We start from the raw sequence: 25,429 nt of genomic DNA on the forward strand, positions 1-25,429 counted from the left end.
GTGTTATGAATCCGATTCTGGAAGCAATAAAAAACGGGAGCTGATACTCCCGTTTGTGATCTCAGATTCTAGAGTTACGCGACACTATCCATCTGAGGGTATAGCGGCTTTGCGGCAAGCAGTTCCGGCTCAAAATCGTCAACGTTGATTGTATCTAGACGATGCTGCTCCGCTTCTCTGAGTAGATCGGCTTCTTCTTGCGTGATAAAGCCTTGCTCTAGCCCTTCCTGAGCAATCATATCCAAACGTAAGAATGGGCGACGCTTACCCTGCGCTTTACATACTTTGTCAAACACAGGCTCAGCTTGAAGAATGACTGATAGTGCAAGTTCAATCTTACCTGCTGCGTTGTGCTCGGTTGGTTCAAGGTATTGACCGCGACCAATGCGTGAGCGCGTTGCACTTGGCGTTTGTAGAATGCGCGCCACTTTACTGTCTAGTTTATCGCTTGGTGCTTTGCGTACGCGACCAAATGGCATGATTAATACGCGTAGCGCACGGCCAATTACTTTGTTCGGGAAGTTTGCTAAGAATTCATCTACTGCCACTTCCGCTTGTTTCAAACTGTCTTGTAGACCCCAGTGTACTAATGGTAAATCTTCGACTGGACGGCCATCTTGCTCAAAACGTTTCAACGTCGCAGAGCTCAAATATAGCTGGCTTAGAATGTCACCAAGACGTGCTGATAGACGCTCTTTACGCTTCAAAGAGCCACCTAGCACTGCCATTGAGATATCCGATAGCAGAGCAAGGTTTGCACTGTAACGGTTCAATTGTTGGTAGTAACGCTTGGTTGCATCTTTGGTTGGTGATGAAGAGCCCAGACCATCGCTCAAACCAAACCAGATACTGCGCACTAGGTTACTCATTGTAAAGCTCACGTGACCAGCAAGCGCTTTATCAAATTTCTCGACAGCATTACTTGCTTCAGAATACGCCGCGTTCATTTCTTCAAGAACGTACGGATGGCAACGGATTGCGCCTTGGCCAAAGATGATCATTGAGCGTGTTAGAATGTTAGCACCCTCAACCGTTACTGCGATTGGCGCACCTTGGTAACCACGAGCTAGGAAGTTAGAAGGTCCCATACAGATACCTTTACCGCCTACGATGTCCATTGCATCGATGATGCTTTGCTGGCCGCGGTGCGTACAGTGATACTTCACGATAGCTGAGATTACTGAAGGCTTTTCACCTAAGTCGATACCCGCAACGGTTAAGTTGCTTGCTGCATCCATCACGTAAGCATTACCACCCAAGCGTGCTAATGGTTCTTCAACCCCTTCCATATGGCCGATAGGCTGTTTGAACTGACGACGAATACGTGAGTAAGCACCGGTTGCCATTGCTGCAGTTTTGATGCCACCTGTTGAGTTTGAAGGTAGCGTGATACCACGTCCAACCGACAGACACTCAACCAGCATACGCCAACCTTGGCCCGCCATTTTTTCGCCACCGATAATGAAATCGATAGGAACAAAGATGTCTTTACCGCGCGTTGGACCATTTTGGAATGGCACATTGAGTGGGAAGTGTCGGTTACCAATCTCAACACCTTTGACATCAGTTGGGATAAGCGCACAAGTGATGCCAAGATCTTCTTTGTCACCAAGTAAACCTTCAGGGTCGCGAAGTTTAAATGCTAAGCCTAGTACCGTTGCGACTGGCGCTAGGGTGATGTAGCGCTTGTTCCAAGTCAGGCGCATACCCAGTACTTCTTTTCCTTCCCATTCGCCTTTGCAGACCACACCGTAATCTGGAATAGAGCCAGCGTCAGAACCCGCTTCTGGGCTCGTTAAGGCGAAACAAGGGATTTCCTTACCTTCAGCTAGACGCGGTAAGTAATGATTTTTCTGATCTTCAGTACCGTAGTGTTGCAGTAGTTCACCAGGACCCAAAGAGTTAGGAACACCAACGGTAGACGATAGAACGCCAGAAACACCCGTTAGTTTTTGTAGTACTAGTGATTGCGCGTATGCTGAGAACTCAAGACCACCGTACTTTTTCTTAATGATCATGGCGAAGAACTTATGATCTTTCAGGTATTGCCAAACTTCTGGCGGTAAGTCCGCGAGTTCATGGGTCACTTGGAAATCACTCACCATGGCGCACACTTCATTCACAGGGCCGTCTAAAAAGGCTTGTTCTTCCGCACTTAACTTAGGTGCTTGAATTGCGTGTAGCTTTTGCCACTCTGGTTTGCCTTTAAATAGTTCGGCTTCCCACCAGACGGTACCTGCGTCTAACGCTTCTTTTTCGGTTTGAGACATAGCTGGCAGCACTTTCTTGAAAAGCACTAACGCTTTGCGGCTAATTAAAGACTGACGTACGCCAGGAACCGCGAGCACAGCTGCGGCGAGAACGTAAATAGCCCAACCAATAACGCCGACAGTACCAGCTACTGTAAGAGCCAGCATGGCTGCGGTGAGTAAGCTAATAGATTTCACGAGAGACATGCGGTGGTAGAGCGTAATGCCTAGCACGATCGCCATCGTGATGATTGAGAGCAAGATGTCCATATGTATTTTCCTTTTCAGACTTTATAAGTTTTGTACGTCTGTATGTTAGGTAAGAGGTCTAACCAGTTGGTTTAAGTGTAATCAAAATATTAAGGAAATGTAAAACATAAGATTGGATAAAAAGTGATCTAAGTAGAGTTAAAATTCTAAAGTTGAGATTTGAGTGATGGTTTCATGAGCAAGTTGACAAGTTTATTACCATCACTAATCTAAATCTGTTGGTTCACTATCGACACTAATTCTCGTTTGTGGGTAAACTCAGAGTAATCAAACCCGAGTTCAGGTTTATGAAATGTCCGATACCAAATTGGTATCAGAACAATTTGCTCAGTGAGTCAAGAGCTGACTGAAGCCGAAATAATAAAGAGAACGTCTTATGTACCATGATCTGATTAGAAGTGAATTAAACGAAGCTGCTGAAGTGCTCAACAAATTTTTAAGCGATGACCATAACATTGCGCAAATCGAAGCAGCGGCGAAAATGATTGCTGACTCATTCAAACAAGATGGTAAAGTATTGTCATGTGGTAACGGTGGTTCTCACTGTGATTCAATGCACTTTGCCGAAGAGCTAACAGGCCGTTACCGAGAAAATCGTCCTGGCTATGCTGGTATTGCTATTTCAGATCCAAGCCACCTTTCTTGTGTGAGTAATGACTTTGGTTATGACTTCGTGTTTTCACGTTATGTAGAAGCGGTTGGTCGAAAAGGTGACGTACTGTTTGGTCTGTCGACTTCAGGTAACTCAGGTAACATCCTGAAAGCGATTGAAGCAGCACAAGCGAAAGGCATGAAGACGATTGCGCTAACAGGTAAAGATGGCGGCAAAATGGCAGGCCTTGCAGATATTGAAATCCGCGTGCCACACTTTGGTTATGCAGACCGCATTCAGGAAATTCATATTAAGATTATTCATATCATCATTCAGTTGATCGAAAAAGAGATGGAATAATCGTTTACGGCCACCGTTTCGAGCTGTGTTGTTAGGGAGTTTTTTAAACCATGTGTGAATTGCTCGGTATGAGCGCTAATGTTCCAACGGATATTTGTTTCAGTTTTACTGGGCTCATGCAGCGTGGAGGCCGAACCGGCCCACACCGTGACGGATGGGGGATCACCTTCTACGAAGGGAAGGGCTTTCGAACCTTCAAAGATCCCAAGCCAAGTTGTGAGTCTAAAATAGCAGAGTTGGTACAAAATTATCCCATCAAAAGTCGTGCGGTCGTTAGTCATATCCGACAGGCGAATCGTGGTGGTGTTAATTTAGAAAATACTCATCCCTTTACACGTGAGCTGTGGGGTAGGTATTGGACGTTTGCGCATAACGGTCAGCTCTCTGGCTATCAAGACTTGCATACAGGTCGACATCGACCTGTCGGTGAAACAGATAGTGAACTGGCATTTTGCTGGTTATTGAAGCAAATGGAAGATCGATATCCTGAGCCACCAAAGGATATGGAGTCGGTATTCTTATATGTTGCTAAATGTTGTGATGAGCTAAGAGAGAAGGGTGTATTTAACATGCTTCTGAGTGATGGTGAGTATGTAATGACGTATTGCACCAATCATTTGTATTGGATCACAAGACGCGCACCGTTTGGAAAAGCCGCGTTGCTTGATGAAGATGTGGAAATTAACTTCCAAGAAGAAACAACGCCACACGACATCGTTTCTGTGATTGCAACTCAACCTTTGACGGGCAACGAAGCTTGGCAGCGTATGAAACCTGGCGAATACGGCTTGTTTCACCTAGGTGAACTAGTCAAAAATAATGCCTCTGAACTGGTAAATGTGCCGTTTGCGGCGGCTAAGCCGGGCAATCAAGCGCCAACCGAACCGTTAGAGTGATGGTCTCTTACTCTGAATATAAAAATAAAGCTCGCTTAATCGCGAGCTTTATTTTTATGCGTTTTAAACCGAGGGCGGATACGGATGAGCATTCTTACTTTCTAGAGTGCTGGTAGTAGAGTCCTAGTCTCGCTAAGGCTTGCTGTAAAGACGTAACTGATAGAAATTTCTCATAAAACACCTCGTCAGTCTGAACGGTGAAGAACGAACCAGATTCAGAATCTACTTTCCGAGTGTTATGTTACTCAAGTGGTTATGGGATTTTTTAGAATGTTGGGTTTTAGGTTTCTAGTCTCACTACGGCTTTCTTGAATCAAGTTTATAAGTATTAAAACAACCAAGAGCAGCCCTCAGGCTGCTCTTTTGTGCTTGGAGTTTATTATTCAGGGCTACTCATCTGAGGCGTACCCATGTACGCCAAGCTCTGCGCCATCTAAATAGGCTTTACCATCCTTCATGATCAACCGCTCGTCTACCAGCCACTTAGCCACCATAGGGTAGATTCGGTGCTCCTGCGCCTGAACACGTGCCGCAAGTACACTAGCATCATCGTCTTCGAACACAGGAACTTTTGCTTGCAGTATGACAGGGCCACCATCAAGCTCTTCCGTTACAAAGTGCACACTCGTACCATGTTCTTTGTCGCTAGCATCAATTGCTCTCTGGTGTGTGTGTAGCCCAGGATATTTTGGCAGAAGAGAAGGGTGGATATTGATCATCTTACCCATGTAATGAGAAACAAATGCGCTGCTCAGAATGCGCATGTAACCAGCAAGAATAATCACGTCTGGTTGGTATTCATCTATTTGACTCATTAGCTCTGCATCAAAGCTTTCACGCGAGCTGAATGCTTTAGGGTCGACAAAGTGACCCTCTACATCAAACTTTTTTGCACGTTCTAAACCAAAAGCATCTGCTTTGTTAGAGAACACGGCTGCCACTCGTGCGTTTGGCATGCTGTCTTCGCAAGCTTCCAAGATAGCTTGCAGGTTACTTCCGTTACCCGAGATGAGGACCACAAAGTTTTTTAGGGTATGGTTTTTCATGATGTCGAGAGCGCCTTGGTATTGTAGGTTGGAGTTATGTAGCTTCTAAACTACCTACTAATAGAATGGTTTTTAGTGTTCTAGATAGCAAAATGAGGACCTAGTCATCTAGTGTCCTCATTCTTCTTATCTTTTGAGCTCGATTTGCAAATTATTGGATTTCAACTTGCTCTTCGTTCGCGTCTGCTTGTGCGATTTGACCAATCACCCACGCGTTTTCGCCTTCTTCTTTAAGAAGAGCAACTGCTGCGTCTGCCTGGTCTTTCGGTAGTGCGACGATTAGACCTACACCACAGTTGAATGTGCGGTACATTTCGTGTGTGTCGACGTTGCCTTTCTCTTGTAGCCACTTGAAGATAACTGGCCATTCCCAACTGTTACCATCGATAACTGCTTTCGTGCCTTCAGGCAGTACGCGTGGGATGTTTTCCCAGAAACCACCACCAGTGATATGAGAAATCGCATGGATGTCGTGTTTCTCAATCATCTTAAGTGCTGACTTGATGTAAATTTTTGTTGGTTCTAGTAGGTGCTCACCAATAGTGCGGCCTGCTAGCTCTTCGCTCTTATCTGCACCAGATACTTCTAGGATCTTACGGATAAGGGAGTAACCGTTTGAGTGTGGGCCGCTTGAGCCAACAGCGATAAGTGCATCACCAGCAGCGACTTTCGTGCCGTCAATCACGTCTTCTTTTTCTACTACGCCAACACAGAAACCAGCTACGTCGTAGTCTTCGCCTTCATACATGCCCGGCATCTCCGCAGTTTCGCCACCAATTAGGGCACAACCTGCTTGAACACACCCTTCTGCGATACCTGAAACAACATCCGCTGCGGTATCAACGTCTAGTTTGCCTGTTGCGTAGTAATCTAGGAAAAACAGTGGCTCTGCGCCTTGCACGATAAGATCATTTACACACATTGCCACTAGGTCGATGCCAATCGTGTCGTGCTTGTTCATATCCAGTGCTAGGCGAAGTTTTGTGCCAACGCCATCAGTACCAGAAACCAGTACAGGTTGTTTGTATTTAGTTGGCAATTCGCATAGCGCGCCAAAACCACCGATACCACCCATAACTTCAGGGCGACGAGTGCGTTTTACCGCACCCTTAATACGATCCACAAGCGCGTTGCCTGCATCAATATCTACACCAGCGTCTTTATAGCTAAGAGAAGAGTTGTTACCACTCACAGGGAAGTCCTCGGTATTAAGTTGGATATGAAAACGGCGCTATTCTAACAGTGCTTAAACATAGATAGCAAACGTTTGCGTCTGTTTTTTTCTTTAGTGATTTATCCTGATATCCCTGTGAAAATCATGTATAATCTGAAGGTTTGTTTAAATATTGCCAACTATAGCCGGAGATGGACATGAAAGTTGTTGAAGTAAAGCACCCTCTAGTAAAACATAAAATTGGTCTAATGAGAGAAGGTGACATCAGCACAAAACGTTTTCGTGAGTTAGCGACTGAGGTCGGTAGCCTACTTACTTACGAAGCAACGTCAGACTTTGAAACAGAAAAAGTGACCATTGATGGTTGGAACGGTCCGGTAGAAGTAGACCAGATTAAAGGTAAAAAAGTAACCGTAGTGCCAATCCTACGTGCAGGTCTAGGCATGATGGATGGAGTTCTTGAGCACATGCCAAGCGCACGTATCAGTGTTGTGGGTATTTACCGTGATGAAGAAACGCTTGAGCCAGTTCCTTACTTCAACAAGCTTGCTTCAAACATCGAGGAGCGTATTGCGCTTGTTGTTGACCCAATGCTTGCAACAGGTGGTTCTATGATTGCTACGATCGATCTCCTAAAAGAGAAAGGTTGTAACCAAATCAAAGTGCTAGTACTTGTTGCTGCACCAGAAGGTATTGAAGCGCTAGAAAAAGCACACCCAGATGTTGAGCTATACACTGCGGCAATCGATGAGAAGCTTAATGACAAAGGCTACATCGTTCCGGGTCTAGGCGATGCAGGTGATAAGATCTTCGGTACTAAGTAATTCTTTGATGTATTACTATGACTGAACAGAAAAAGGCTTGGTGAAAACCAAGCCTTTTTTGTATCTACAAGAGGAGAAGAGTAAGACACGCCAACTAATAAAGCGGCGCAAACGAACTATTTCGCGCTTTCTTCTTCCATTTGTGCGTTATCCACAACGTGGTTTTCACCTAAATCGTTTGGTAGCACAAGGTTAAGAATAATTGCCACGATACCGCATAGGCTCACACCTTGTAGACTGAACTCACCAATACCGAAAGCCATACCACCAATGCCAAACACAAGTGTTACGGCAACAATCACTAGGTTACGAGACTTATGTAAATCAACGTTATTCTTGATCAGTGTGTTGAGGCCTACCGTTGCGATGGAGCCGAACAGCAGAATCATGATGCCGCCCATAACAGGAACTGGAATCGTTTGAAGAACCGCACCTAGCTTACCTACCAATGCAAGTACGATTGCGGTGATTGCTGCCCAAGTCATGATCACAGGGTTAAATGCTTTGGTTAGCATTACCGCTCCTGTTACTTCACTGTAAGTGGTGTTTGGTGGAGCACCCACCATCGAAGCTGCGATAGTTGCCACCCCGTCACCTGCGATTGTGCGGTGAAGGCCTGGTTTTTTCAGGTAGTTTTTACCTGTAACGTTTGAGATAGCAAGCATGTCACCTACGTGCTCAACCGCAGGTGCGATAGCGACAGGAATCATGAACAAAATTGCGTTGATATTGAACTCTGGCGCGGTGAAGTTTGGCATGGCTAGCCAAGCCGCTTGTTCTACGGGAGTGAAATCAACCACACCGTAGAATAGAGAAACAGAGTAACCAGCAAGAATACCACCAACAATAGGAACGAGCTTCAAAAAGCCTTTTGCAAAAACGCTGAGTACAATGGTTGTGAGCAGTGAGACCGCCGAGATAATGATCGCAGCATCACCATTAACTAGCTGTGCAGCTCCATCACCAGTTTTACCTACCGCCATGTTCACTGCTGTTGGGGCAAGGCCAAGGCCGATAACCATGATCACAGGGCCAACGACAACAGGCGGGAGAATTTTATGGATAAATCCAACACCGCGCACTTTGATCATCGCCCCTAGAGCCACATAAACTAAGCCCGCTGCCATCAAGCCGCCCATCGTTGCACCGATACCCCAAGTTTGGATACCGAACATAATAGGAGCAATAAACGCAAAAGAAGAGGCAAGGAAGATGGGAACAGAACGTTTAGTCATTAACTGGAAGAGGAGAGTACCGACACCGGCACCAAAGAGGGCTACGTTTGGATCAAGGCCAGTTAGGAGCGGCACAAGCACCAAAGCACCAAAAGCGACAAAGAGCATTTGAGCGCCTTGTAACGCGTTTTTCATAATAATTCCCTATTTTCAAGATACGCAGACAAATCCGGCGAATACTATCATCCTGCAATCGTTTGCAATGTTGCATAGATCAAACTTTCGATTGAATTTTTCTCATAAATAGCACTTTTGAGAGTTGCTTGCTTGCAAATTGTCCTCTTTTACGTGTCTTGCGTGAAGATGAAAAATAGACAGCCTAACTTGTTGAGATAGCTTAATAAGCAATGAGTTTATTATAAAAAATAGCACTGAAGCGCTGGTTGAGGCCCGAGTTAACAAAGCTGGTCATAATACAGACAATTTACTCAGTACTTACCTTGCTCAAGGTTTGATAGTTGCTTATTATTCGGGTTCTTGTTCAGAGGATTATAAAAACTATGCGCTATTTAGCTCTCTTACTGATAGGTTGGTTGTCCCTACCAGTATATGCATTAACTCAGGTGGATATCTATCGTGCCGAAGTGGTTATCGACAGTGAGCAGAACGACGGTGAGTCTTTGGCTCGTCAACAAGGTATGCAGGATGTGATTGTTCGAGCGACCGGTTCTCAATCCTCTTTAAGCAATCCAGTGATTAAAAAGGCACTTAGCTCAAGTGCGCGTTACATTTCTCAACTGAGCTATGGGCAGGTTGATGGAAAAGCGAGCCTAAAAATGTTGTTTAACAACGACCAAATCAGCTCTCTTTTAACACAAGCACAATTGCCATCTTGGTCGCCAAATCGTGCCAATATTTTAGTTTGGATGGTTGAAGAACAGGGTTACGATCGTAACATTGCGTGGGAGCATTCTGAATCTTCAAATGTTGCAGCACTTCGTAGCGCAGCGAAATTAAGAGGCCTACCAATCACTATCCCGGTTGGGGATTTTGATGATGTAACCGGTGTTAATGTCTCTGATCTTTGGGGCGGCTTTATTGAGCCAATTGGTCAAGCCAGCCAGCGCTACCCAGCTGACGCCGTTTTGGTTGTACGAGCTCAAGGTGAACAAATTCGTTGGACACTCTACGACCAGTCGCCAACGAGAATTGTAGAAGCGCAACGTTCTCCGCGCAGCGGGTCTGCATCAGGTGCTAATGCTATTGCAGAAATGGTGGATGGCATCGCAGACTACTATGCAAGTAAGAGTGCAGTTGTGGTTTCAGGAAAGTCTTCAAAAGCGCTAGCAGTGAAAGTCCTTAATGTAACCTCTGCCACGGACTTCTTCCGTTTAGAGAATGCGTTAAAACAACTTAATTCGGTTGCGGGTACAGAGATTAAGCGTGTTCAAGGGGACGAGTTAACGCTCAACATCCACCTTTTGGCATCACAACAAGCTTTTGAGAAAGAAGCTTCTTCTATTTCTCAATTAATGGTTTTTGAAGATCCTTTAGGTGAAGTTGATGCCCCAGCTTCAACTCAAGAAGAAGAGCCATTGGTTCAGAGTAATGAAGCAAAAGACGCCGCGACGCCAAAAGAAGCGCAGCCTGAAGTACCAGTAAATGTTGTGGCAGAAGCAAGTGACGAAACACAGCCAACTCAGCCGATGATTGTGGAGCCTGTCCGAGAACAGTATGACTTGATCTACGAGTGGCGCTCGGAATCGTAATCGCCTTGGTAGCGTTCCAGGCGTGAAACGCAAGGATCAAAGACCAATGTGGTAAGCATAAAAAAGAGTCGCAATAGCGACTCTTTTTGTTTTCTAAATTCGTATTCGAACCAATGATCAGTGATTGACTGCGATTGGCGTTATTTATTGAATTTCGCTTTTTCTTCTTTTTCTACTTGAGAGAGGCGTTTCAACGTAAGACCTAGCTCTTTGCCTCTCGCTCTAGCAAACAAAATATTGCCAGCGAAACCGAGTGAAGTCAGTATCAGCTCCACTGCCGCAAGCCAGCGTTCACCCCCATCCACATAAAGGATGGTCAGCGCATGCAAGAAATACAGCATAAGAACAAAGTTAGCCCAAGCATGAGTGTAAGGCTTACCAGCTAAAATACCAGGCAACGGAAGTAGTAGCGGAATACACCAAGCAATAGCAAGTGTTGTGCTGCTGAGGTGAGGGTGAGGGGATAACGCAAGCTGCCAAATAGCGACCCAGGCTAATAAGGCTAAGTTGCCAAATAAAGCCAGGTAACGATAGGTTTTAGCCTGTGTACCGAGTGGTGTTTGGTCTAAAGAGTCAGACATCGATTAACTATCCTTGATTTTACTAACAGACTTTTAGTTTTAACGCTGCAGTTGCCAGCCTTTTGCCTAATTGTTGTGCCAGGCGAATCTCTTCACTGCTTAGGGTTGCCTCATGGCCTACACTGCTGGCGCCATACGGAGTGCCTCCGGACTGCGTAGTGTGTAACTCTGGCTCGGAATAAGGAATGCCCAAAACCATCATCCCGTGATGCAATAAAGGGGTCATCATGCTTTGTAACGTTGTTTCTTGACCACCATGCATCGAGGACGAAGAGGTAAAGACACAAGCAGGCTTATCGATTAAGTCACCACTGACCCATAAAGATGTAGTCTGATCCCAGAAGTGCTTTAAAGGCGCAGCCATGTTGCCAAACCAGACGGGACTGCCAAACGCTAGACCGTCGCACGTTTTTAGTTCCTCTAGAGTAACAATTGGATCAGAAGGGGAGTGTGAGTGAGGTGACAATTCTTCAACTGTACGCAAAATTGCTTGGCATTGAGGAGTCGATTCGACTCCTCTTGCTATTTGTCTTGCCAGTTGTTTTGTCGAGCCATGACGGCTGAAATACAAAATAAGGATCTGGCAATCCATTTATAAAATATCCAACACTTGCTCTGGTGGGCGACCAATTTTTGCTTTGCCGTTAGCAACGACAACCGGACGCTCAAACAACTTTGGATTCTTCGCCATTGCTTCGAATAATTGCTCATCGCTGACGGAGTCTTCGCCTAAGCCAAGCTCTTTATATTCACTTTCTTTAGTGCGCATCATTTCACGTACAGATGAAAAGCCAAGCTGGGCGTACAGCGCTTTTAGTTCATCCACGTTAAGTGGTGTGTCTAGGTATTTGACGACTTCCGGTGTAACACCATTTTGCTCAAGCAGTTCAAGTGTTTGACGGCTCTTTGAGCAACGAGGGTTGTGATAAATCACGACTGACATGGTTTTCTCCATTTCGTTATTGTAATGCCATGAATCGATCTCTTTGGATCATGAGTTGGTCGATACGGGCATCGTATCGTGCTTGCTCTAAGCTGCCCAACTTGGCCATTTTACTTGCTTCACTATAATATTGAATCGCTTTATTCCAATTTGCTCGCAATGCCAAAATTTCTGCTCGAGCAGCCAACTCTTCATCGCTACGCCCCAGCGCGTGGTAGCTCTTCGATATTAGGTGCCAGCCATTTGTATCTTCAGGATAGTCATGAGTGTATCTTTGAAGAACTCGCGTGGCTTGATCGTTTTTATTGTCCTCAAGTAGCGCATTGGCGTAGTTAATGGTCAATACTTTATTTTGAGGGTTACGAGATAACGCTTTGCGGAGCATCTCGGTTGCTTTTTCTGGCTGCTTCTTCTCGATGTATAAATCCGTCATAGCGTCCAAGTAAAACGGGTTACTTGGGTCTTGTTCCAGTAACTTTTTCAAAATTGGTTCCGCTTGAGATAAGCGTTTATTGTCTAAATGCACGAGTGCTCGACCATAATCAAAAGCAGGTGTAATGTCCGCAGAGGCTTTCTTTTGGGTTCTCTCAAACCAGCTCAGGGCGGCTTGTCCATCAATGCCAGCGTAACGAGCCACAATGCGCGCGCGAGCTAGATGATAGTCTATTGAAGGCACAACACGCATTGGAGGATAGGTTCTTGCTCGCGCACGGCTATCGGTAATTCGATCTTCAGGCAAAGGGTGAGTCAGGAGCATTGGTGGCGGTTTACTCGCATAACGATACTCATCAGCAAGACGGCCAAAAAACCTTGGCATTGCTTGAACATCAAAGCCGGCTTTTGCTAGTGTCGAAATACCAAAGCGATCCGCTTCTTTTTCGTTTGCACGAGTGTAGTTGATTTGACTTTGCATGTTGCCCGCGGTTGCTGCTGTAATTGCAGCCATCCCCGCTTCGGGTGAGGCAATTGAAAGTAGTAGTGCCCCCGCAAGTGCGGCTAATGTGGCCGGAGAGCGACGCGCTTGTTCTTCCATACTCCGAGCAAGGTGACGTTGTGTGACGTGCGCTATCTCGTGAGCGACAACAGAGGCCAGCTCACTTTCTGAACGAGCATGAAGAAACAACCCAGAATGCAGCGCTACATAGCCACCAAAAAACGCGAATGCGTTGATATTACGGTCGCGAATCATAAAGAAGTGGAACGGTGTTTTTACATCATTCGCATTGGCTACTAATTTGTGCCCAAGAGAGTCAATATATTCATTGATGACAGGGTCATTAACGATAGGTTTACTGGCTCTGAGCATACGCATATAGGCGTCGCCATAAATCAACTCTTGGTCTATTGAAAGCGTGCCACCAGCAGCTGTGCCAATGTCTGGCAAGTCAATGCTATTGGCATAAGTTGTCGGCGAACTGATGGCAGCAGCAAGACATAAGCAAACTAGCGAGCGAGTGCGTTTTAACATACGTTTACAAGGTTCTCCAAAATACATAAGCATGTGGTTACAGGTCGAGAGCCTATTAACAGCGCCACATACGTTTTGGTTATCCGTGAGGATATAAGCTAACAGTAAGACCGGAAATAAATGAATTGGTTTCGTAAATTATTTTATATCCGAGCTATTTCAGCATGTGGTTAAATCATGTCAGAAGTGCTAGCACCAGCTCAAAAAGCCGTTACAATACAACCCTATCATAAGTGCAGAGCAATACAATGGAATCCATGTTACTTGATTTGCGTGAGCAACGTTGTCCTATGGCACTGTTACTTGCAAAGCGTCATGCTGCTGAGGTCTTTCAAGGAGAAGCAAAGCAGTATCATCAACTTGTCATTCAAGTGGTGGACAACAGCTCTAAACGAGACATTGTGAACTATCTTAGTGCCCAAGGGTACTCAGTTGATTGCCAATCTACATCAGAGCACTACACATTGACTGTCTTCAATAAGGAATCCGCATAAGATGTTTGAAATGGTTAGTCGTTGGTATAAACGACGTTTCTCTGACCCTCACGCAGTAAGTCTCGTCGCGATCTTGCTGTTTGGCTTTATCACCATTTACTTCTTTGGACACTTGATTGCGCCATTACTTGTCGCGATCGTTTTGGCTTATCTACTTGAATGGCCAGTTGTCAAAATGTGTCGTATAGGCGTGCCGCGCACCTTGTCGGTTATTATCGTTATCTTGGTCTTTGTCGGGTTGATGTTAATTGCGTTGTTTGGCTTGGTTCCGACGATTTGGACTCAGGTCGGTAATCTAATTAACGATATTCCGAACATGTACAACGGGCTACAAAAGTTTATTGTCACATTGCCAGAGCGCCATCCTGAACTAGCCAATTTAGAAATAGTAGAAACCGTGGTGACGAACGCCAAAAACCAAGCACTGGGGCTGGGTGAAAGTGTCGTCAAAGGGTCGCTTGCTTCATTAGTTAGCATTGCAACGCTAGCGGTATATTTGATCTTAGTGCCACTCCTTATCTTCTTTTTGCTTAAAGACAAAGAAGAAATGCTGCGAATCGCAAGCGGTATTCTGCCGAAAAACCGTAAATTGGCGAATAAAGTTTGGCATGAAATGAACGAGCAGATATCAAATTACATTCGCGGTAAAGTGTTAGAGATTTTAATCGTGGGCGGTGTGAGCTACGTGACTTTTGCCCTTTTAGATCTTCGTTACTCGGCGTTGCTTGCCGTAGCCGTTGGTCTGTCGGTTTTGATTCCTTATATCGGTGCGGCGGCTGTTACTGTACCTGTTGCTATCGTTGGTTTGTTCCAATGGGGTTTAACGCCTCCGTTTTATTGGTTGTTGCTTGCTTACGGTATTATCCAGGCGCTGGATGGTAATGTGTTGGTTCCTGTTCTGTTTTCCGAGGCAGTAAACTTACACCCAGTTGCTATCATTGTGGCTGTATTAGTCTTTGGTGGGCTGTGGGGTTTTTGGGGGGTGTTCTTCGCCATTCCTTTAGCGACATTAGTCAAAGCCGTATGGCATGCATTACCAAGCACGGAAGAAAACGAACCTGTCGATCAAGAGTAGTTGTTACCAAAGGTACGATGGTTAAAAGAAAGCCCAGCAGTTTGCTGGGCTTTTTGTTTGTAGAAAAACAATAGCGTTTAAGCGTTTTCGTTTAAGTAGTTTAATACGACTTCGTGGTGATCTTTGGTTTTGAACTTGTTGAACACATGTTCGATCACGCCTTCTTCATTGATCAGAAAGCTAATGCGGTGAAGACCGTCGTATACTTTGCCCATGAATTTCTTTTCGCCCCAAACGCCGAACTGGTCAGCAACGGCATGGTCTTCATCAGAAAGCAGAGTGAAGTTTAAATCATCGCGCTCGATGAACTTGCCTAGGCGCTTTACAGGGTCGATGCTTACGCCGAGTACCACCACGTTATGTGCATCGAGTTCAGCTTTGATGTCACGAAGGCCTTTTGCTTGTGTAGTACAACCCGGCGTCATCGCCTTAGGGTAAAAGTAGAAAAGTACTTTCTTGCCTTTAAAGTCTTCAAGAGAAACGGTATTTCCGTCTTGGTCGAGCAAAGAGAAGGCTGGCGCTGGCGAGCCTGCTGTCAGCGTATTCATTTTGATTTCCTTTACTTTATAGTGTGTTTTTAATGAAATTCAGAGAACCTTGTACGTTGAGCGACTTACAAAGTTCATCGAAGTCTTCTTGTAACTGCATCAAATTAAAATCCGCGCTTACAGATGCAGTAATCGCAATGTGAAACTGGTCAGAATCGAGTTGAATTTTCGACTTGCTGATGGTTTGCGCGCTAAGAGAGTCTAAACCAATCTGCTGATCAGCGAAGAACTTAGTAAATTTTTCAGTTAACCCAGGGCGGTCTTCAGACTCAATAAACACTTCCATGGTGTAGCTGTTATCGAGCAGTTCGTGCGCCGCTGTGCGTTTCATGATCGTAATAAGGTCATGTTCTTGGCCAAGCAGGGGCAATTGCGTTTCAACTCGAGTCACGCTGCTGGCGTTCCCAGTCAGGAGCATGATCAGCGTAAATTCGCTGCCAAAGATAGCGATACGGCTATCGACTATGTTACAACCAGCTTGAGTAACGAGCTGTACGACTTGGTTACAAATGCCTGGACGGTCCGTTCCAACTGCTGTAAGTACCAGATGTTGCTTCATAAATGAGCTTCTTGTCCTTTATTCAATAGAGAGATGTTAGCACAGATATTGCGAAGAAATATCGAGCCAGTTCTTTTTAGTCTATAAAAAGCAGGAGGATGTTGAGGGGAGTGGTGGGAAATAAACAGTAAATGCAGGCTGTAGGATAAACAAAACGTTTGCATGATGTGCTTGCCTATTGTCTGGCCGTTTTATTCACTTAGATCTGACTTGGCTAACAAGACCAAAGAGTATATTTTCCTTGCTTGTGCTCTTCAGTATTTTCCAAATCACTGATAGATTCTAAAGTCACTCGAAAGCCCAACACGATTATCAATATTGCCGTTAATCAAACCAAATAGAGCAATTAAGTTGCTAGACCTCTAACAACTGGTAATTATTCATTCATTTGTACTTTGTAAGCGAGTTTACGCTCTTGTGTTTTTCAATCGCATTACAGTACCATGCAGAAAGAGTTAAATGAGGGAGATAAACATGTTTTCAGGAAGTATCGTAGCGCTGATTACGCCATTCAAAGCAGATGGCGAAGTAGACTTTGACGGTCTGCAAAAGCTAGTAGAGTACCACGTTGAAGCGGGTACAGACGGTATTGTGGCAGTAGGCACAACAGGTGAGTCAGCGACACTGACCATTGAAGAGCATGTAAAGGTCGTTAATAAAACTGTTGAGTTTGCCGACGGTCGCATCCCTGTGATTGCTGGCACGGGTGCAAATGCAACCCATGAGGCAGTAACATTTAGCAAATTACTGGCTGATTCTGGTATTGCTGGCTTCCTGAGTGTGACACCGTATTACAACAAACCAACTCAAGAGGGTTTGTTTCTACATTACAAGGCAATTGCCGAAGCGAGTGATGTGCCTCTAATTTTGTACAACGTACCAGGCCGTACTGCTGTTGATATGCAGCCAGAAACAGTGGCACGCTTGTCAAAGCTTGATAATATCGTAGCTCTAAAAGATGCAACGGGCGATTTGGAACGAATTGCAATTCATCGTGAACTTTGTGGCGAAGATTTTATCTTACTAAGTGGCGATGATGCGACAGGGCTGGATTTTGTGAAACTTGGCGGCAATGGTGTTATCTCGGTAACGAACAATATTGCAGCTAAAGACATGGCAGACATGTTCCATTTGGCAAGTGAAGGTAAGTACGAAGAAGCAGAAGCGATTAACCAACGCTTGATGACTCTACACAAAAACCTTTTCATCGAAGCAAGCCCTATCCCAGTAAAATGGGCAGCGCAAAAGCTTGGTTTGATTGAAGAAGGTGGTTTGCGTCTTCCTTTAACTACGCTTTCTGAAAAATCGCAGCCGATCGTCGAGCAGGCGCTAACAGACGCCCATATTTATTAAGATTGAGCTATTAAGATTGAGTTACTAGGATTGAAGTTCATACTGGGGGCCAAAGCGCCCTCGGTGTTTTAGGAGTATAGATGAAGCTTTCAAGCCAGTTAGTGTTAAGTTCATTAGCTGTATTCGTATTGACTGCCTGTTCAGGTGGTGCCAATCAACGTCGTCAAGCAAAAGATGACTTCGAGTATTTGAACTCCCCAAATTTGGGTGAGTGGAATGTCCCACAGGGTGCACAGCCTCAGTTTTACCCTAACTACGAGATCCCTCAGGGTAACTACGCTGGTGGTGTAGGTAAAGATGTCGACATTCGTCCACCTCAACAAGTCCTAGAGCTTATTCCCGGTGCACGTTTGGACCGCAGCAGTGATGGTGAAGTGACACTTTGGCTACTTCGTAAAGATGAACTAGATAAAGTTTGGCAAACGGTGCAAAACATGGTCGCGGCTAACGAGATTCCAGTTGAAAGCCAAACAGACTCTCGCATCGAGACAGGGTGGGTGACTTGGGATTCGCCAGATGAAGAGCTAGAAATTGGCAGCCGATATGAAATCGTACGCGCTGAAGCAAACGGTCGACACGGCTTTAAGGTGAGCCTTATTGACTGGCGTGAAGGCAATCAAGTGAAAGAAGTAACGGCGACCAACCGTGAGCGCTACAATGTGTTCATGACGAACTTGGTCACCGCTCGCTACGATCAAGAAGTGCGTGAAGAAGCACAGCGTAAAGCGCAAGAGTTGGTTAAACAGATCCCAATCACAATGGGTAAAGACCGCAGCGGACTTCCTGTGATTATCGCGCGTGCGCAATACAACATGCTTTGGCAACGTCTGCCTAATATTCTACCTAAGATGGGCTTTAAGATTGAAGAGCGTAGCCAGTCTCAGGGCACAATCACTGCGAAATATGCATCTCCGGATGATGAATTCTGGAACGATATCGGCGTTAAACCAGTGGAGTTAGCCGCTGGTAAGTACACATTCTTACTTGGTGATTTAGGCAACCGTACGTCTATCAATATCACCGACTCCTCTGGCAAGCCAGTAGAAGAAGAGTTTTTGAAATCACTAGCGCCTGTATTGGCTGCAACAGTGAAGCAGTAAACAAAGCGAGCTTAACGCGGCGTGTTTACTTAATGATAGAAAAGGGACCTAGTGGTCCCTTTTTTGATGTTTAGATTAAATGTGTCGAGATGAAGCTGGTGAGTAACTAACGAGGCTCGTTTTTGTTTTTATCTTCTTCAGCGTAGCGCTGTTTATCCAATGTGTTCAGCTTATCTAAATCGTTCTTACGGCTTTTATCCATCTGACCAAACTTCATTTTTGCGGTATATTTGAGTGCGGCAATATTACCAATGACCACGCTCAACACTACAATAATAATGACCCAAGGATTGGTTAGTATTTCTATCATAGAGCCTCCGGCGGCGTGATATTGTGAATAAATTTGGCAACGACGTTATCCAAATTATTCAGTATGACGTCAATCCCTGCAATGTTGTCGGTCTGATTTTGTTTAATCAACTGGCTTCTGAGTACATCAAGCGTCAACTGCTCGAGGCATTGCTGCCCGACAGCGCGGTGACTAATGTGCCAAGGCTCAATCGAAACGCCACCTAAATCATGCTGATAAGGAAAGAAGAAACCGAACCGACCAAGGTTGGCTTTTAACCATTGGTAGAACGCCTGCTGGTGGCCTTCAAGATACTCCCAAGGTTCCAACTTGAGTTTTGTGTCAGCAGGCAATAAATTGCGCGCATAGACATCAAAATCACAACCCCAATGATGACGACTTCCTCCGGGCAATGCCGACCAGCGCAAAATGGCCATCAATTTCTCTTTGTCATTTAACTCTGCTTTATTCAAAGGGCGGGAGTTGATGTCGAGAATTGGCAACTCACCAGAAAACTTCCCGTTCCAGATGGCTTTTTGGCGATTAAAGTCACGAAAACCACTGGCGATTTCCATTTTGAAACCTGCTTCGGTTGCGGCATTAATCATCTTCAATAAGTCATTGACTACTTTAGGGTGAAGCATAAATGCCTTTTGCCCCACTAGTGTGGATTGAAGATGGGAATCAGTGATTCCGGTGAGTTGCTCTGGTGTCATTGTGTTCTCGCTGATTACTTCGCCAATAGGTGTTTCAACGTGTTTTCGTACATGTCCGTCAACTTTTCAAGATCGTCGACTTTCACACACTCGTTCACTTTATGAATCGTAGCGTTAACAGGGCCTAACTCTACGACTTGGCCTCCCATTCGAGCAATAAAACGACCATCAGACGTACCGCCAGTTGTAAGTAGCGCTGGCTTCGTATCATTGACTTCGGCCACAGCAGCTACAACTGCGTCTAGCAGTGCGCCCGTATCGGTCAGGAATGGGTCTCCGTTGAATGTCCATTTTAGGTCGTAGTCCAGCTCATGCTTGTCCAATGTTTCGGTAACACGCTGAACAATTGCGTCATTGTTAAGCTCAGTACTAAAACGTAGGTTGAACTGAACATGGAACTCGCCAGGAATAACGTTAGACGCACCAGTGCCAGCCGATACATTCGGGATCTGGAAACTAGTCGGTGGGAAGTAATCATTCCCTTTATCCCATTCTGTCGTCGCGAGTTCATGAATCGCGAGTAGAGACTCGTGCACTGGATTGCTGGCTAGGTGAGGGTAGGCCACGTGACCTTGTGTTCCTTTTACCGTTAAATCACCAGTGATGGATCCACGGCGTCCATTTTTCACTACATCGCCAACCACGTCGGTGCTGGATGGTTCACCAACAATACACATATCGATGTTCTCACCACGTTCCATCAACGTTTCTACAACGCGAACGGTACCATTGATAAATGGCCCTTCTTCATCTGACGTAATCAAAAAGCCAATTGAGCCTTTGTGGTCTGGGTTTTCTTCAATGAAGCGTTCGACAGCAACGACCATAGCAGCTAGCGACCCTTTCATGTCAGCTGCGCCGCGGCCATGCAAGTAACCATCAATAATGGTCGGTTCAAACGGATGTGTATTCCAGTGTTCCAATTTGCCAGCTGGTACCACATCGGTGTGGCCAGCAAACGCAAATAGCGGCGCTTCTGAACCACGTCGAGCCCAGAAGTTCGTGGTGTCTTCAAATACCATCACTTCAATTTCAAACCCGAGTGCTTTTAAGCGCTCGATCATCAAATCCTGACAACCTGCGTCTTCCGGCGTTACGGACTGTCTACTGATCAGATCTTTAGCAAGTGCCAATACTGGACTGTCTGTCATCCTTGAGTATTCCTTTATTTAAGAGTTGAAAATGCTAGCGTATTGATCAGCTTTAAAACCGATATGAAGTTGATCATTCACTTTTAAAATTGGGCGTTTAATCATCGCAGGGTTTTCTACCAAAAGAGCGATGGCGTTTTCCTCGTTAAGTGTGTCTTTCTGCTCTTGCGCTAATTGGCGGTAGGTTGTGCCACGTTTATTGAGCACCTGTTCCCAACCTAAAGCGCGACAAAATTCACTTACCATTTCTGCATCAATGCCCTGCTTACGGTAGTCATGGAAGTCGTAAGCAATATCCTCGGCTTCTAACCATTTCTTGGCTTTTTTGATCGTATCGCAGTTGGGAATACCAAACATGGTAATCGACATAGTCTTTCCTTTTTCTTTGTTCTATTTTTCACTGGCGCGGTTAAGACGCACTTAAGTGATTTGGGCTGTTAAAGCATCCTATCAAGAAGCAATCAAACTGACAAAATGCGGTGGAAAATATTTTCAGATAGATTGAGATAACTAATGTCACATAACTTATTTACGATGAATGCGCTATAAATCGAATAAAAATTCGTCTAAATCAAATGGAAAAGTCGAGTTATTGATCAAACGCAACACCTCGCTGAGCAAAAACGAAATAATGAATCAGCACAATTTTAGGAGGTGTCAATGGAATTGAGTCCTGTTTTTGCAAGGCGGCTATATTTGGCCTTGTTGGTGGAAAACCTAGAAAGGCCGAATGTGCCAAAGTTGATCGAAAAAACGGGGTGGCCTCGTCGTACTATTCAAGATGTACTCAAGGCGTTACCTGGGATCGGCATTGAACTCATATTCGTTCAAGATGGCCGACGTCATAATGACGGCTATTATCAACTTTCAGATTGGGGGCCTTTTGATAGCCAATGGGTTCTAGAGCGGGAGAGAGATATCGCTAGCAGTCTTGGATTTCGTGCATAAGCCAGCAATTGCTGGCTTTTTTCATATTCAGGCCTCATCCATTGCAGCGGTAAGCGGAACCCAGCACGCTAAATGAAGTGATAAAATCTTGTGGGGAGACCATAAAAACGGTGTCCGCATCGATAGCCGCTGCATTGTTTTTTAAATCGTTCATCGCGCCTTGCATCATCGCGTCATTAGTCATGAAAATGTAGTTATACCAATGGCCTTCACTTCCGGTGACTTCGCCTTTGTATTCGCATCGCTCAGGGTCGAATTGCGCGTCAATGCGAATATGAACATCTTGACTTTGAGCATGAGTAAGGTGAGAAGGCATCGTGCAACCCGTTAGAAGCACGACAAAAAGTCCAAGTAACAGGCGTTTCATTAGCTATTTCCCCAATACTATGTAAGCAGCAAAGCCAATCCAGCTCAGGACAAGTAGTGTCCAAGGCAGTTTGCTTGATGAATGGTTTGGCGCATCGTCGGTGATATTGTCTTGTTCGATAATCTCTTCATGCTGACGTTGTTTTTCACGTTGCTGTTTTTTCTTCGCTTTATCGGCTTGGCGGTTGCGCTCTTTTTGTTGTTTCTTATATTGCGCGATGCCTTTTTCGATACCTTGAGCGATGAGCTTGGTTTGCTCTTTGGTTTGGCCGGGCTTTTGCGTGGATTTAGCAATTCTCATCGCTTCGGCTTGTGTTTCTTGAGAAGGCACAGGGGTGGCAGGAGTTCTTTTTTTCATGTTTCTCATCAACGTCGCTGTAAATCTTTGTTTAGTTTACCTGTGTAAGGTGCTGAAATGAACTTCAGTTCTCATCTTTGTTGGCTTGCAACTCTGAAACGATAGGTTAAAGTGACGTTTTTATCACATAAAGAAGAAGATGTTGTGCGCTATTCGTTTGACCAATATGACGCTCATGGATTTTTAAAGGCGCCGATCATTTTATGGGTGGGATGGATGTTTCTTGTGCGTTCATGGGTGGTGTTTGCCATGGCTGGTGTAAGTCGTGATAGTGGCAGTAAGCTACTCGCTATTGTTTACCCAGATTCAAGTACGTTGTATTTAGGTTTGGCGATGGGCATTCCAAGTTTGCTTCTTATGTGGTTAATGGGGCTTCGTCATCCCGACAGAGGATGGGTAAACAGAATTACTCGCTATGGTCGCGAGATCACTTTGATCTTGTGCGGTATTCAACTTGCTCAGACCATGTATCATGTGTACCTAGAACATGGAGTGTTTAATTGGGCAAACGCCCTTACCATTACCTTATTAGCTTGGTTTATGATCTATCTTCTAAATGGAAGATGGGTAAAAGACTGTTTTCATGTGCCACAATTGGCGCACGATGAACAGCAGCATTCAAAGAATTAAAAACAATAACTTCCCACTCTGGGGCAAAGTAATAGAGGAAACCTCAATGTCACAAGCTCAAACGGCGATCGTGCCAGAAGCCGGGCCATTTGCACTGTACACTCAACTCAAAGTGAACCAAAACCGTGAAAACGTATTAGAAAAACTGAAAGCACTGCCAAAGTTGGTGGAAGAGTTAAACATTACCCAGCCGGGTGCAACGCTGACGCTTTCTATCGCATTCACAAAATCGTTTTGGGAACACCTTAATGTAGACGCGCCAGAAGAGCTTATTGATTTTACTCAACTTGGCGAAGGCGACATCGTTGCTCCAGCAACAGACGTAGATGTACTGATTCACTGTCACTCGACTCGTCACGACTTGCATTTTTACGTGTTGCGTAAGTTCCTAGAAGAGACGGCACAAGATGTCACCATTGTGGACGAAACATATGGGTACCGTTACCTTGATGCTCGTGATATGACAGACTTTATTGATGGGACAGAAAACCCGAAAGGGGAGGCTCGCGCTGATGTGGCTCTAGTAAAAGAGGGCCCATTTGCTGGAGGCAGTTATGTCATGGCTCAACGCTTCGAACATAACCTTGCCGCTTGGAATCGCTTGAATGTCAAAGCGCAAGAAAAAGTGATTGGTCGTACCAAACCAGACTCTATAGAGCTAGAAGACGTTCCTGCTGCATCACACGTTGGTCGCGTTGATATCAAAGAAGAAGGTAAAGGTTTGAAGATTGTTCGCCACAGCTTACCATACGGGACGGTGACAGGGCCTCATGGCCTGCTGTTTATTTCTTACTGCAATACACTTCATAACATTAAAGTGATGCTAGAAAGTATGTACGGCGTGACAGATGGTAAAACAGACCAAATGCTTCGTTTCACAACAGCGGTAACTGGTGCGTACTTCTTCGCGCCTTCGCAAGAAATGCTCGCAGAGCTAGCCATCAAGTAAGTTCTCAGACTTTATTTCTTAAGCCCTCCAATGGAGGGCTTTTGTTTTCTATTTCTATTCCAATCTCTTTTCAAAAAACACTAAACTTTTCTGTTACTTGGTCGATAAGTACTCAAAGCCTTAACTTTAGGACTCTTTATTCGTGGCGATCACCGTTAATACCAATGTTGCAGCACTTGTCGCACAGCGTCATTTGACCAGTGCAACTGACATGCTGAACCAATCCATGGAGCGTTTGTCTTCAGGGAAGCGTATTAACAGCGCAAAAGATGACGCGGCGGGTCTGCAAATCTCCAACCGTCTGCAATCGCAAATGCGTGGTTTGGATGTCGCGGTACGTAACGCGAATGACGGCATTTCTATAATGCAAACCGCCGAAGGGGCGATGAATGAAGTGACTAACATTATGCAACGTATGCGTGATTTGTCGCTTCAATCAGCTAACGGTTCAAACAGCAAAGCGGAGCGTACTGCACTGCAAGAAGAAGTCTCTGCTTTAAATGATGAGTTAAGTCGTATTGCAGAAACGACCTCCTTTGGCGGACGTAAATTGCTGAATGGCACATTCGGTACATCGTCTTTTCAAATCGGTGCAACGGCTGGTGAAGCGGTACAAATTGGCCTGCGGACCATGCAGCCGGAATCTTTAGGTAGCTTTTCAATGAGCTCATATCAAAGAGTCAGTTCAGATTGGACGGTTCAAAACGGAAATAATGAAATTGTTATCAGCTACCGTGATAACAATTTTGAAGAGCAGGAGATCCGTATTGAAGCTAAAGCTGGCGACGATATAGAAGAACTCGCGACTTACATTAATGGGCAAACCGATAAAGTGAGAGCGTCTGTTAATGAAGAGGGGCAACTGCAGTTACTCATGTCCCACAAGGACGCCATAAAATACCCTGGACCAACCTTCAGTGGTGGCCTGGCTGATGAGTTAGAACTTGGCAAGTATGTCACCGTAAATAGAACGGTAGATAGTATTGATATTAGCACGGTCGGTGGCGCTCAGATGGCGGTCGGCATTTTAGATGATGCTTTGAAAACGGTAGATGGCAGTCGTGCGGAGTTAGGCGCGTATCAAAACCGCTTTAATCACGCGATCAATAATCTCGATAACATCCACGAAAACTTAGCCGCTTCCAACAGTCGTATCCAAGACACTGACTATGCCAAAGAAACTACGCAAATGGTGAAGCAACAGATTTTACAACAGGTCAGTACTTCTATTCTGGCGCAAGCAAAACAAGCGCCAAACCTAGCATTGACCTTGCTTGGCTGATGAACGGTCTTGCCCGAATTTAACGTAAAACCTGCCTGTATCGACAATTCGAAAAGAAGCTTTAGCGAAAAATGAAAGTTTTTTTGCTTTTTTATCCGCTTTGTCACGATTACCCCTCCAAACGAATTATTTTCAAAAAAATCTAAAATTTTCTCTAAAGAAAACAGGGCATGCGCCGTTAATAAAAGTAACTTTGAGAGAACTACTTGGTTTTCCGAGACGTCGGAAACCGCTACACCGGAAAATCAATTGGAGAAATCACCA

28 protein-coding genes are annotated in these 25,429 nt (G+C 45.1%); 12 read left to right on the plus strand and 16 right to left on the minus strand.

Going from position 1 to position 25,429, the window contains the following annotated elements:
- Positions 1-74: 74 nt before the first annotated feature.
- A complete protein-coding gene (gene fadE, locus R7M72_RS10980; RefSeq protein WP_005385392.1) occupies positions 75-2,519 on the minus strand; it encodes an acyl-CoA dehydrogenase FadE in 2,445 nt (814 codons plus the stop codon).
- Between the two features lie 376 nt (positions 2,520-2,895).
- On the opposite strand from fadE, the gene lpcA reads away from it, so the two are divergent.
- Both lpcA and R7M72_RS10990 read left to right on the plus strand, forming a co-directional pair.
- Entirely contained in the window at positions 2,896-3,471 is a 576-nt protein-coding gene (lpcA, locus tag R7M72_RS10985; RefSeq protein ID WP_005380392.1) for a D-sedoheptulose 7-phosphate isomerase, read from the plus strand.
- 50 nt (positions 3,472-3,521) lie between these two features.
- Positions 3,522-4,367 carry a class II glutamine amidotransferase gene (locus R7M72_RS10990; protein WP_005380394.1) on the plus strand — a complete coding sequence of 282 codons (846 nt, stop codon included), beginning with the start codon at positions 3,522-3,524 and terminating at the stop codon, positions 4,365-4,367.
- A 389-nt stretch (positions 4,368-4,756) separates the two neighbouring features.
- Here R7M72_RS10990 and purN read toward each other — a convergent pair whose 3' ends face one another.
- Together purN and purM are read right to left on the minus strand one after the other, a co-directional pair.
- Entirely contained in the window at positions 4,757-5,413 is a 657-nt protein-coding gene (gene purN / locus R7M72_RS10995; protein WP_318056170.1) for a phosphoribosylglycinamide formyltransferase, read from the minus strand.
- Between the two features lie 151 nt (positions 5,414-5,564).
- Entirely contained in the window at positions 5,565-6,605 is a 1,041-nt protein-coding gene (gene purM, locus R7M72_RS11000) for a phosphoribosylformylglycinamidine cyclo-ligase (RefSeq protein ID WP_005389861.1), read from the minus strand.
- A gap of 179 nt (positions 6,606-6,784) precedes the next feature.
- Here purM and upp point away from each other — a divergent pair, with 179 nt between their 5' ends.
- On the plus strand, positions 6,785-7,411 hold the full coding sequence (gene upp / locus R7M72_RS11005; protein ID WP_005380401.1) for a uracil phosphoribosyltransferase: 627 nt from the start codon (positions 6,785-6,787) through the stop codon (positions 7,409-7,411).
- Positions 7,412-7,527: 116 nt separating this feature from the next.
- Here the strand turns inward: upp and R7M72_RS11010 are convergent, their stop codons facing one another.
- Complete coding sequence (locus tag R7M72_RS11010) at positions 7,528-8,781, minus strand: uracil-xanthine permease family protein (RefSeq protein WP_005389855.1); 1,254 nt, start codon at positions 8,779-8,781, stop codon at positions 7,528-7,530.
- A 365-nt stretch (positions 8,782-9,146) separates the two neighbouring features.
- Here R7M72_RS11010 and R7M72_RS11015 point away from each other — a divergent pair, with 365 nt between their 5' ends.
- Positions 9,147-10,355, plus strand: a complete 1,209-nt coding sequence (locus R7M72_RS11015) for a DUF2066 domain-containing protein (RefSeq protein WP_318056171.1) — start codon at positions 9,147-9,149, stop codon at positions 10,353-10,355.
- Between the two features lie 140 nt (positions 10,356-10,495).
- Here R7M72_RS11015 and R7M72_RS11020 read toward each other — a convergent pair whose 3' ends face one another.
- From R7M72_RS11020 to R7M72_RS11035, 4 genes are read right to left on the minus strand one after another with little or no spacing between them, the layout of a single operon-like run.
- Positions 10,496-10,936: a DUF2069 domain-containing protein gene (locus R7M72_RS11020; protein WP_318056172.1), complete on the minus strand. Its 441-nt coding sequence runs from the start codon at positions 10,934-10,936 to the stop codon at positions 10,496-10,498.
- Between the two features lie 22 nt (positions 10,937-10,958).
- Complete coding sequence (wrbA, locus tag R7M72_RS11025) at positions 10,959-11,528, minus strand: NAD(P)H:quinone oxidoreductase (RefSeq protein ID WP_005380409.1); 570 nt, start codon at positions 11,526-11,528, stop codon at positions 10,959-10,961.
- On the minus strand, positions 11,529-11,879 hold the full coding sequence (gene arsC, locus R7M72_RS11030; RefSeq protein ID WP_005380410.1) for an arsenate reductase (glutaredoxin): 351 nt from the start codon (positions 11,877-11,879) through the stop codon (positions 11,529-11,531).
- Positions 11,880-11,895: 16 nt separating this feature from the next.
- Complete coding sequence (locus R7M72_RS11035) at positions 11,896-13,347, minus strand: tetratricopeptide repeat protein (RefSeq protein ID WP_005394337.1); 1,452 nt, start codon at positions 13,345-13,347, stop codon at positions 11,896-11,898.
- A 257-nt stretch (positions 13,348-13,604) separates the two neighbouring features.
- On the opposite strand from R7M72_RS11035, the gene R7M72_RS11040 reads away from it, so the two are divergent.
- Both R7M72_RS11040 and R7M72_RS11045 read left to right on the plus strand, forming a co-directional pair.
- The gene (locus R7M72_RS11040) at positions 13,605-13,841 is read left to right on the plus strand and encodes a sulfurtransferase TusA family protein (RefSeq protein ID WP_005380414.1); all 237 of its coding nucleotides are present in this window, start codon (positions 13,605-13,607) and stop codon (positions 13,839-13,841) included.
- Between the two features lies 1 nt (position 13,842).
- Positions 13,843-14,916 carry an AI-2E family transporter gene (locus R7M72_RS11045; protein ID WP_238975041.1) on the plus strand — a complete coding sequence of 358 codons (1,074 nt, stop codon included), beginning with the start codon at positions 13,843-13,845 and terminating at the stop codon, positions 14,914-14,916.
- 77 nt (positions 14,917-14,993) lie between these two features.
- On the opposite strand, the gene bcp is transcribed toward R7M72_RS11045, so the two are convergent.
- Complete coding sequence (gene bcp / locus R7M72_RS11050; protein WP_005380418.1) at positions 14,994-15,464, minus strand: thioredoxin-dependent thiol peroxidase; 471 nt, start codon at positions 15,462-15,464, stop codon at positions 14,994-14,996.
- 16 nt (positions 15,465-15,480) lie between these two features.
- The gene (locus R7M72_RS11055; RefSeq protein ID WP_005380420.1) at positions 15,481-16,023 is read right to left on the minus strand and encodes a glycine cleavage system protein R; all 543 of its coding nucleotides are present in this window, start codon (positions 16,021-16,023) and stop codon (positions 15,481-15,483) included.
- A 474-nt stretch (positions 16,024-16,497) separates the two neighbouring features.
- Here R7M72_RS11055 and dapA point away from each other — a divergent pair, with 474 nt between their 5' ends.
- Positions 16,498-17,376, plus strand: a complete 879-nt coding sequence (gene dapA, locus R7M72_RS11060; protein ID WP_005380422.1) for a 4-hydroxy-tetrahydrodipicolinate synthase — start codon at positions 16,498-16,500, stop codon at positions 17,374-17,376.
- Between the two features lie 80 nt (positions 17,377-17,456).
- Positions 17,457-18,476 carry an outer membrane protein assembly factor BamC gene (gene bamC / locus R7M72_RS11065; RefSeq protein WP_005380424.1) on the plus strand — a complete coding sequence of 340 codons (1,020 nt, stop codon included), beginning with the start codon at positions 17,457-17,459 and terminating at the stop codon, positions 18,474-18,476.
- A gap of 106 nt (positions 18,477-18,582) precedes the next feature.
- Here the strand turns inward: bamC and R7M72_RS11070 are convergent, their stop codons facing one another.
- Genes R7M72_RS11070 through R7M72_RS11085 form a run of 4 tightly spaced genes read right to left on the minus strand, consistent with a single transcriptional unit; the run spans position 18,583 to position 21,001 of the window.
- Positions 18,583-18,786: a DUF2897 family protein gene (locus tag R7M72_RS11070; protein WP_005380425.1), complete on the minus strand. Its 204-nt coding sequence runs from the start codon at positions 18,784-18,786 to the stop codon at positions 18,583-18,585.
- Positions 18,783-19,481, minus strand: coding sequence for a M15 family metallopeptidase (locus R7M72_RS11075; protein WP_193837306.1), 699 nt, complete (start codon positions 19,479-19,481; stop codon positions 18,783-18,785). Before R7M72_RS11075 ends, R7M72_RS11070 begins: the two co-directional genes overlap by 4 nt.
- 14 nt (positions 19,482-19,495) lie before the next feature.
- Entirely contained in the window at positions 19,496-20,632 is a 1,137-nt protein-coding gene (gene dapE, locus R7M72_RS11080) for a succinyl-diaminopimelate desuccinylase (RefSeq protein WP_005380429.1), read from the minus strand.
- 18 nt (positions 20,633-20,650) lie between these two features.
- Positions 20,651-21,001 carry an ArsC family reductase gene (locus tag R7M72_RS11085; protein WP_005380431.1) on the minus strand — a complete coding sequence of 117 codons (351 nt, stop codon included), beginning with the start codon at positions 20,999-21,001 and terminating at the stop codon, positions 20,651-20,653.
- A 291-nt stretch (positions 21,002-21,292) separates the two neighbouring features.
- On the opposite strand from R7M72_RS11085, the gene R7M72_RS11090 reads away from it, so the two are divergent.
- Positions 21,293-21,580 carry a helix-turn-helix domain-containing protein gene (locus R7M72_RS11090; protein WP_005380433.1) on the plus strand — a complete coding sequence of 96 codons (288 nt, stop codon included), beginning with the start codon at positions 21,293-21,295 and terminating at the stop codon, positions 21,578-21,580.
- 34 nt (positions 21,581-21,614) lie between these two features.
- Here R7M72_RS11090 and R7M72_RS11095 read toward each other — a convergent pair whose 3' ends face one another.
- Positions 21,615-21,947, minus strand: a complete 333-nt coding sequence (locus R7M72_RS11095) for a DUF4156 domain-containing protein (RefSeq protein WP_005380435.1) — start codon at positions 21,945-21,947, stop codon at positions 21,615-21,617.
- A 3-nt stretch (positions 21,948-21,950) separates the two neighbouring features.
- Entirely contained in the window at positions 21,951-22,304 is a 354-nt protein-coding gene (locus R7M72_RS11100; protein ID WP_005380437.1) for a DUF2956 domain-containing protein, read from the minus strand.
- A 144-nt stretch (positions 22,305-22,448) separates the two neighbouring features.
- Here R7M72_RS11100 and R7M72_RS11105 point away from each other — a divergent pair, with 144 nt between their 5' ends.
- The 3 genes from R7M72_RS11105 to R7M72_RS11115 all read left to right on the plus strand — a co-directional run bounded on the left by R7M72_RS11105 (position 22,449) and on the right by R7M72_RS11115 (position 25,165).
- Entirely contained in the window at positions 22,449-22,934 is a 486-nt protein-coding gene (locus R7M72_RS11105; RefSeq protein ID WP_025768263.1) for a DUF2919 domain-containing protein, read from the plus strand.
- A gap of 46 nt (positions 22,935-22,980) precedes the next feature.
- Entirely contained in the window at positions 22,981-23,883 is a 903-nt protein-coding gene (locus R7M72_RS11110) for a Dyp-type peroxidase (RefSeq protein ID WP_262631817.1), read from the plus strand.
- A gap of 142 nt (positions 23,884-24,025) precedes the next feature.
- Entirely contained in the window at positions 24,026-25,165 is a 1,140-nt protein-coding gene (locus tag R7M72_RS11115; protein WP_053349786.1) for a flagellin, read from the plus strand.
- Positions 25,166-25,429 lie beyond the last annotated feature (264 nt).

This window comes from Vibrio sp. YT-18 (assembly GCF_033337345.1).
Taxonomy (GTDB): domain Bacteria; phylum Pseudomonadota; class Gammaproteobacteria; order Enterobacterales; family Vibrionaceae; genus Vibrio; species Vibrio alginolyticus.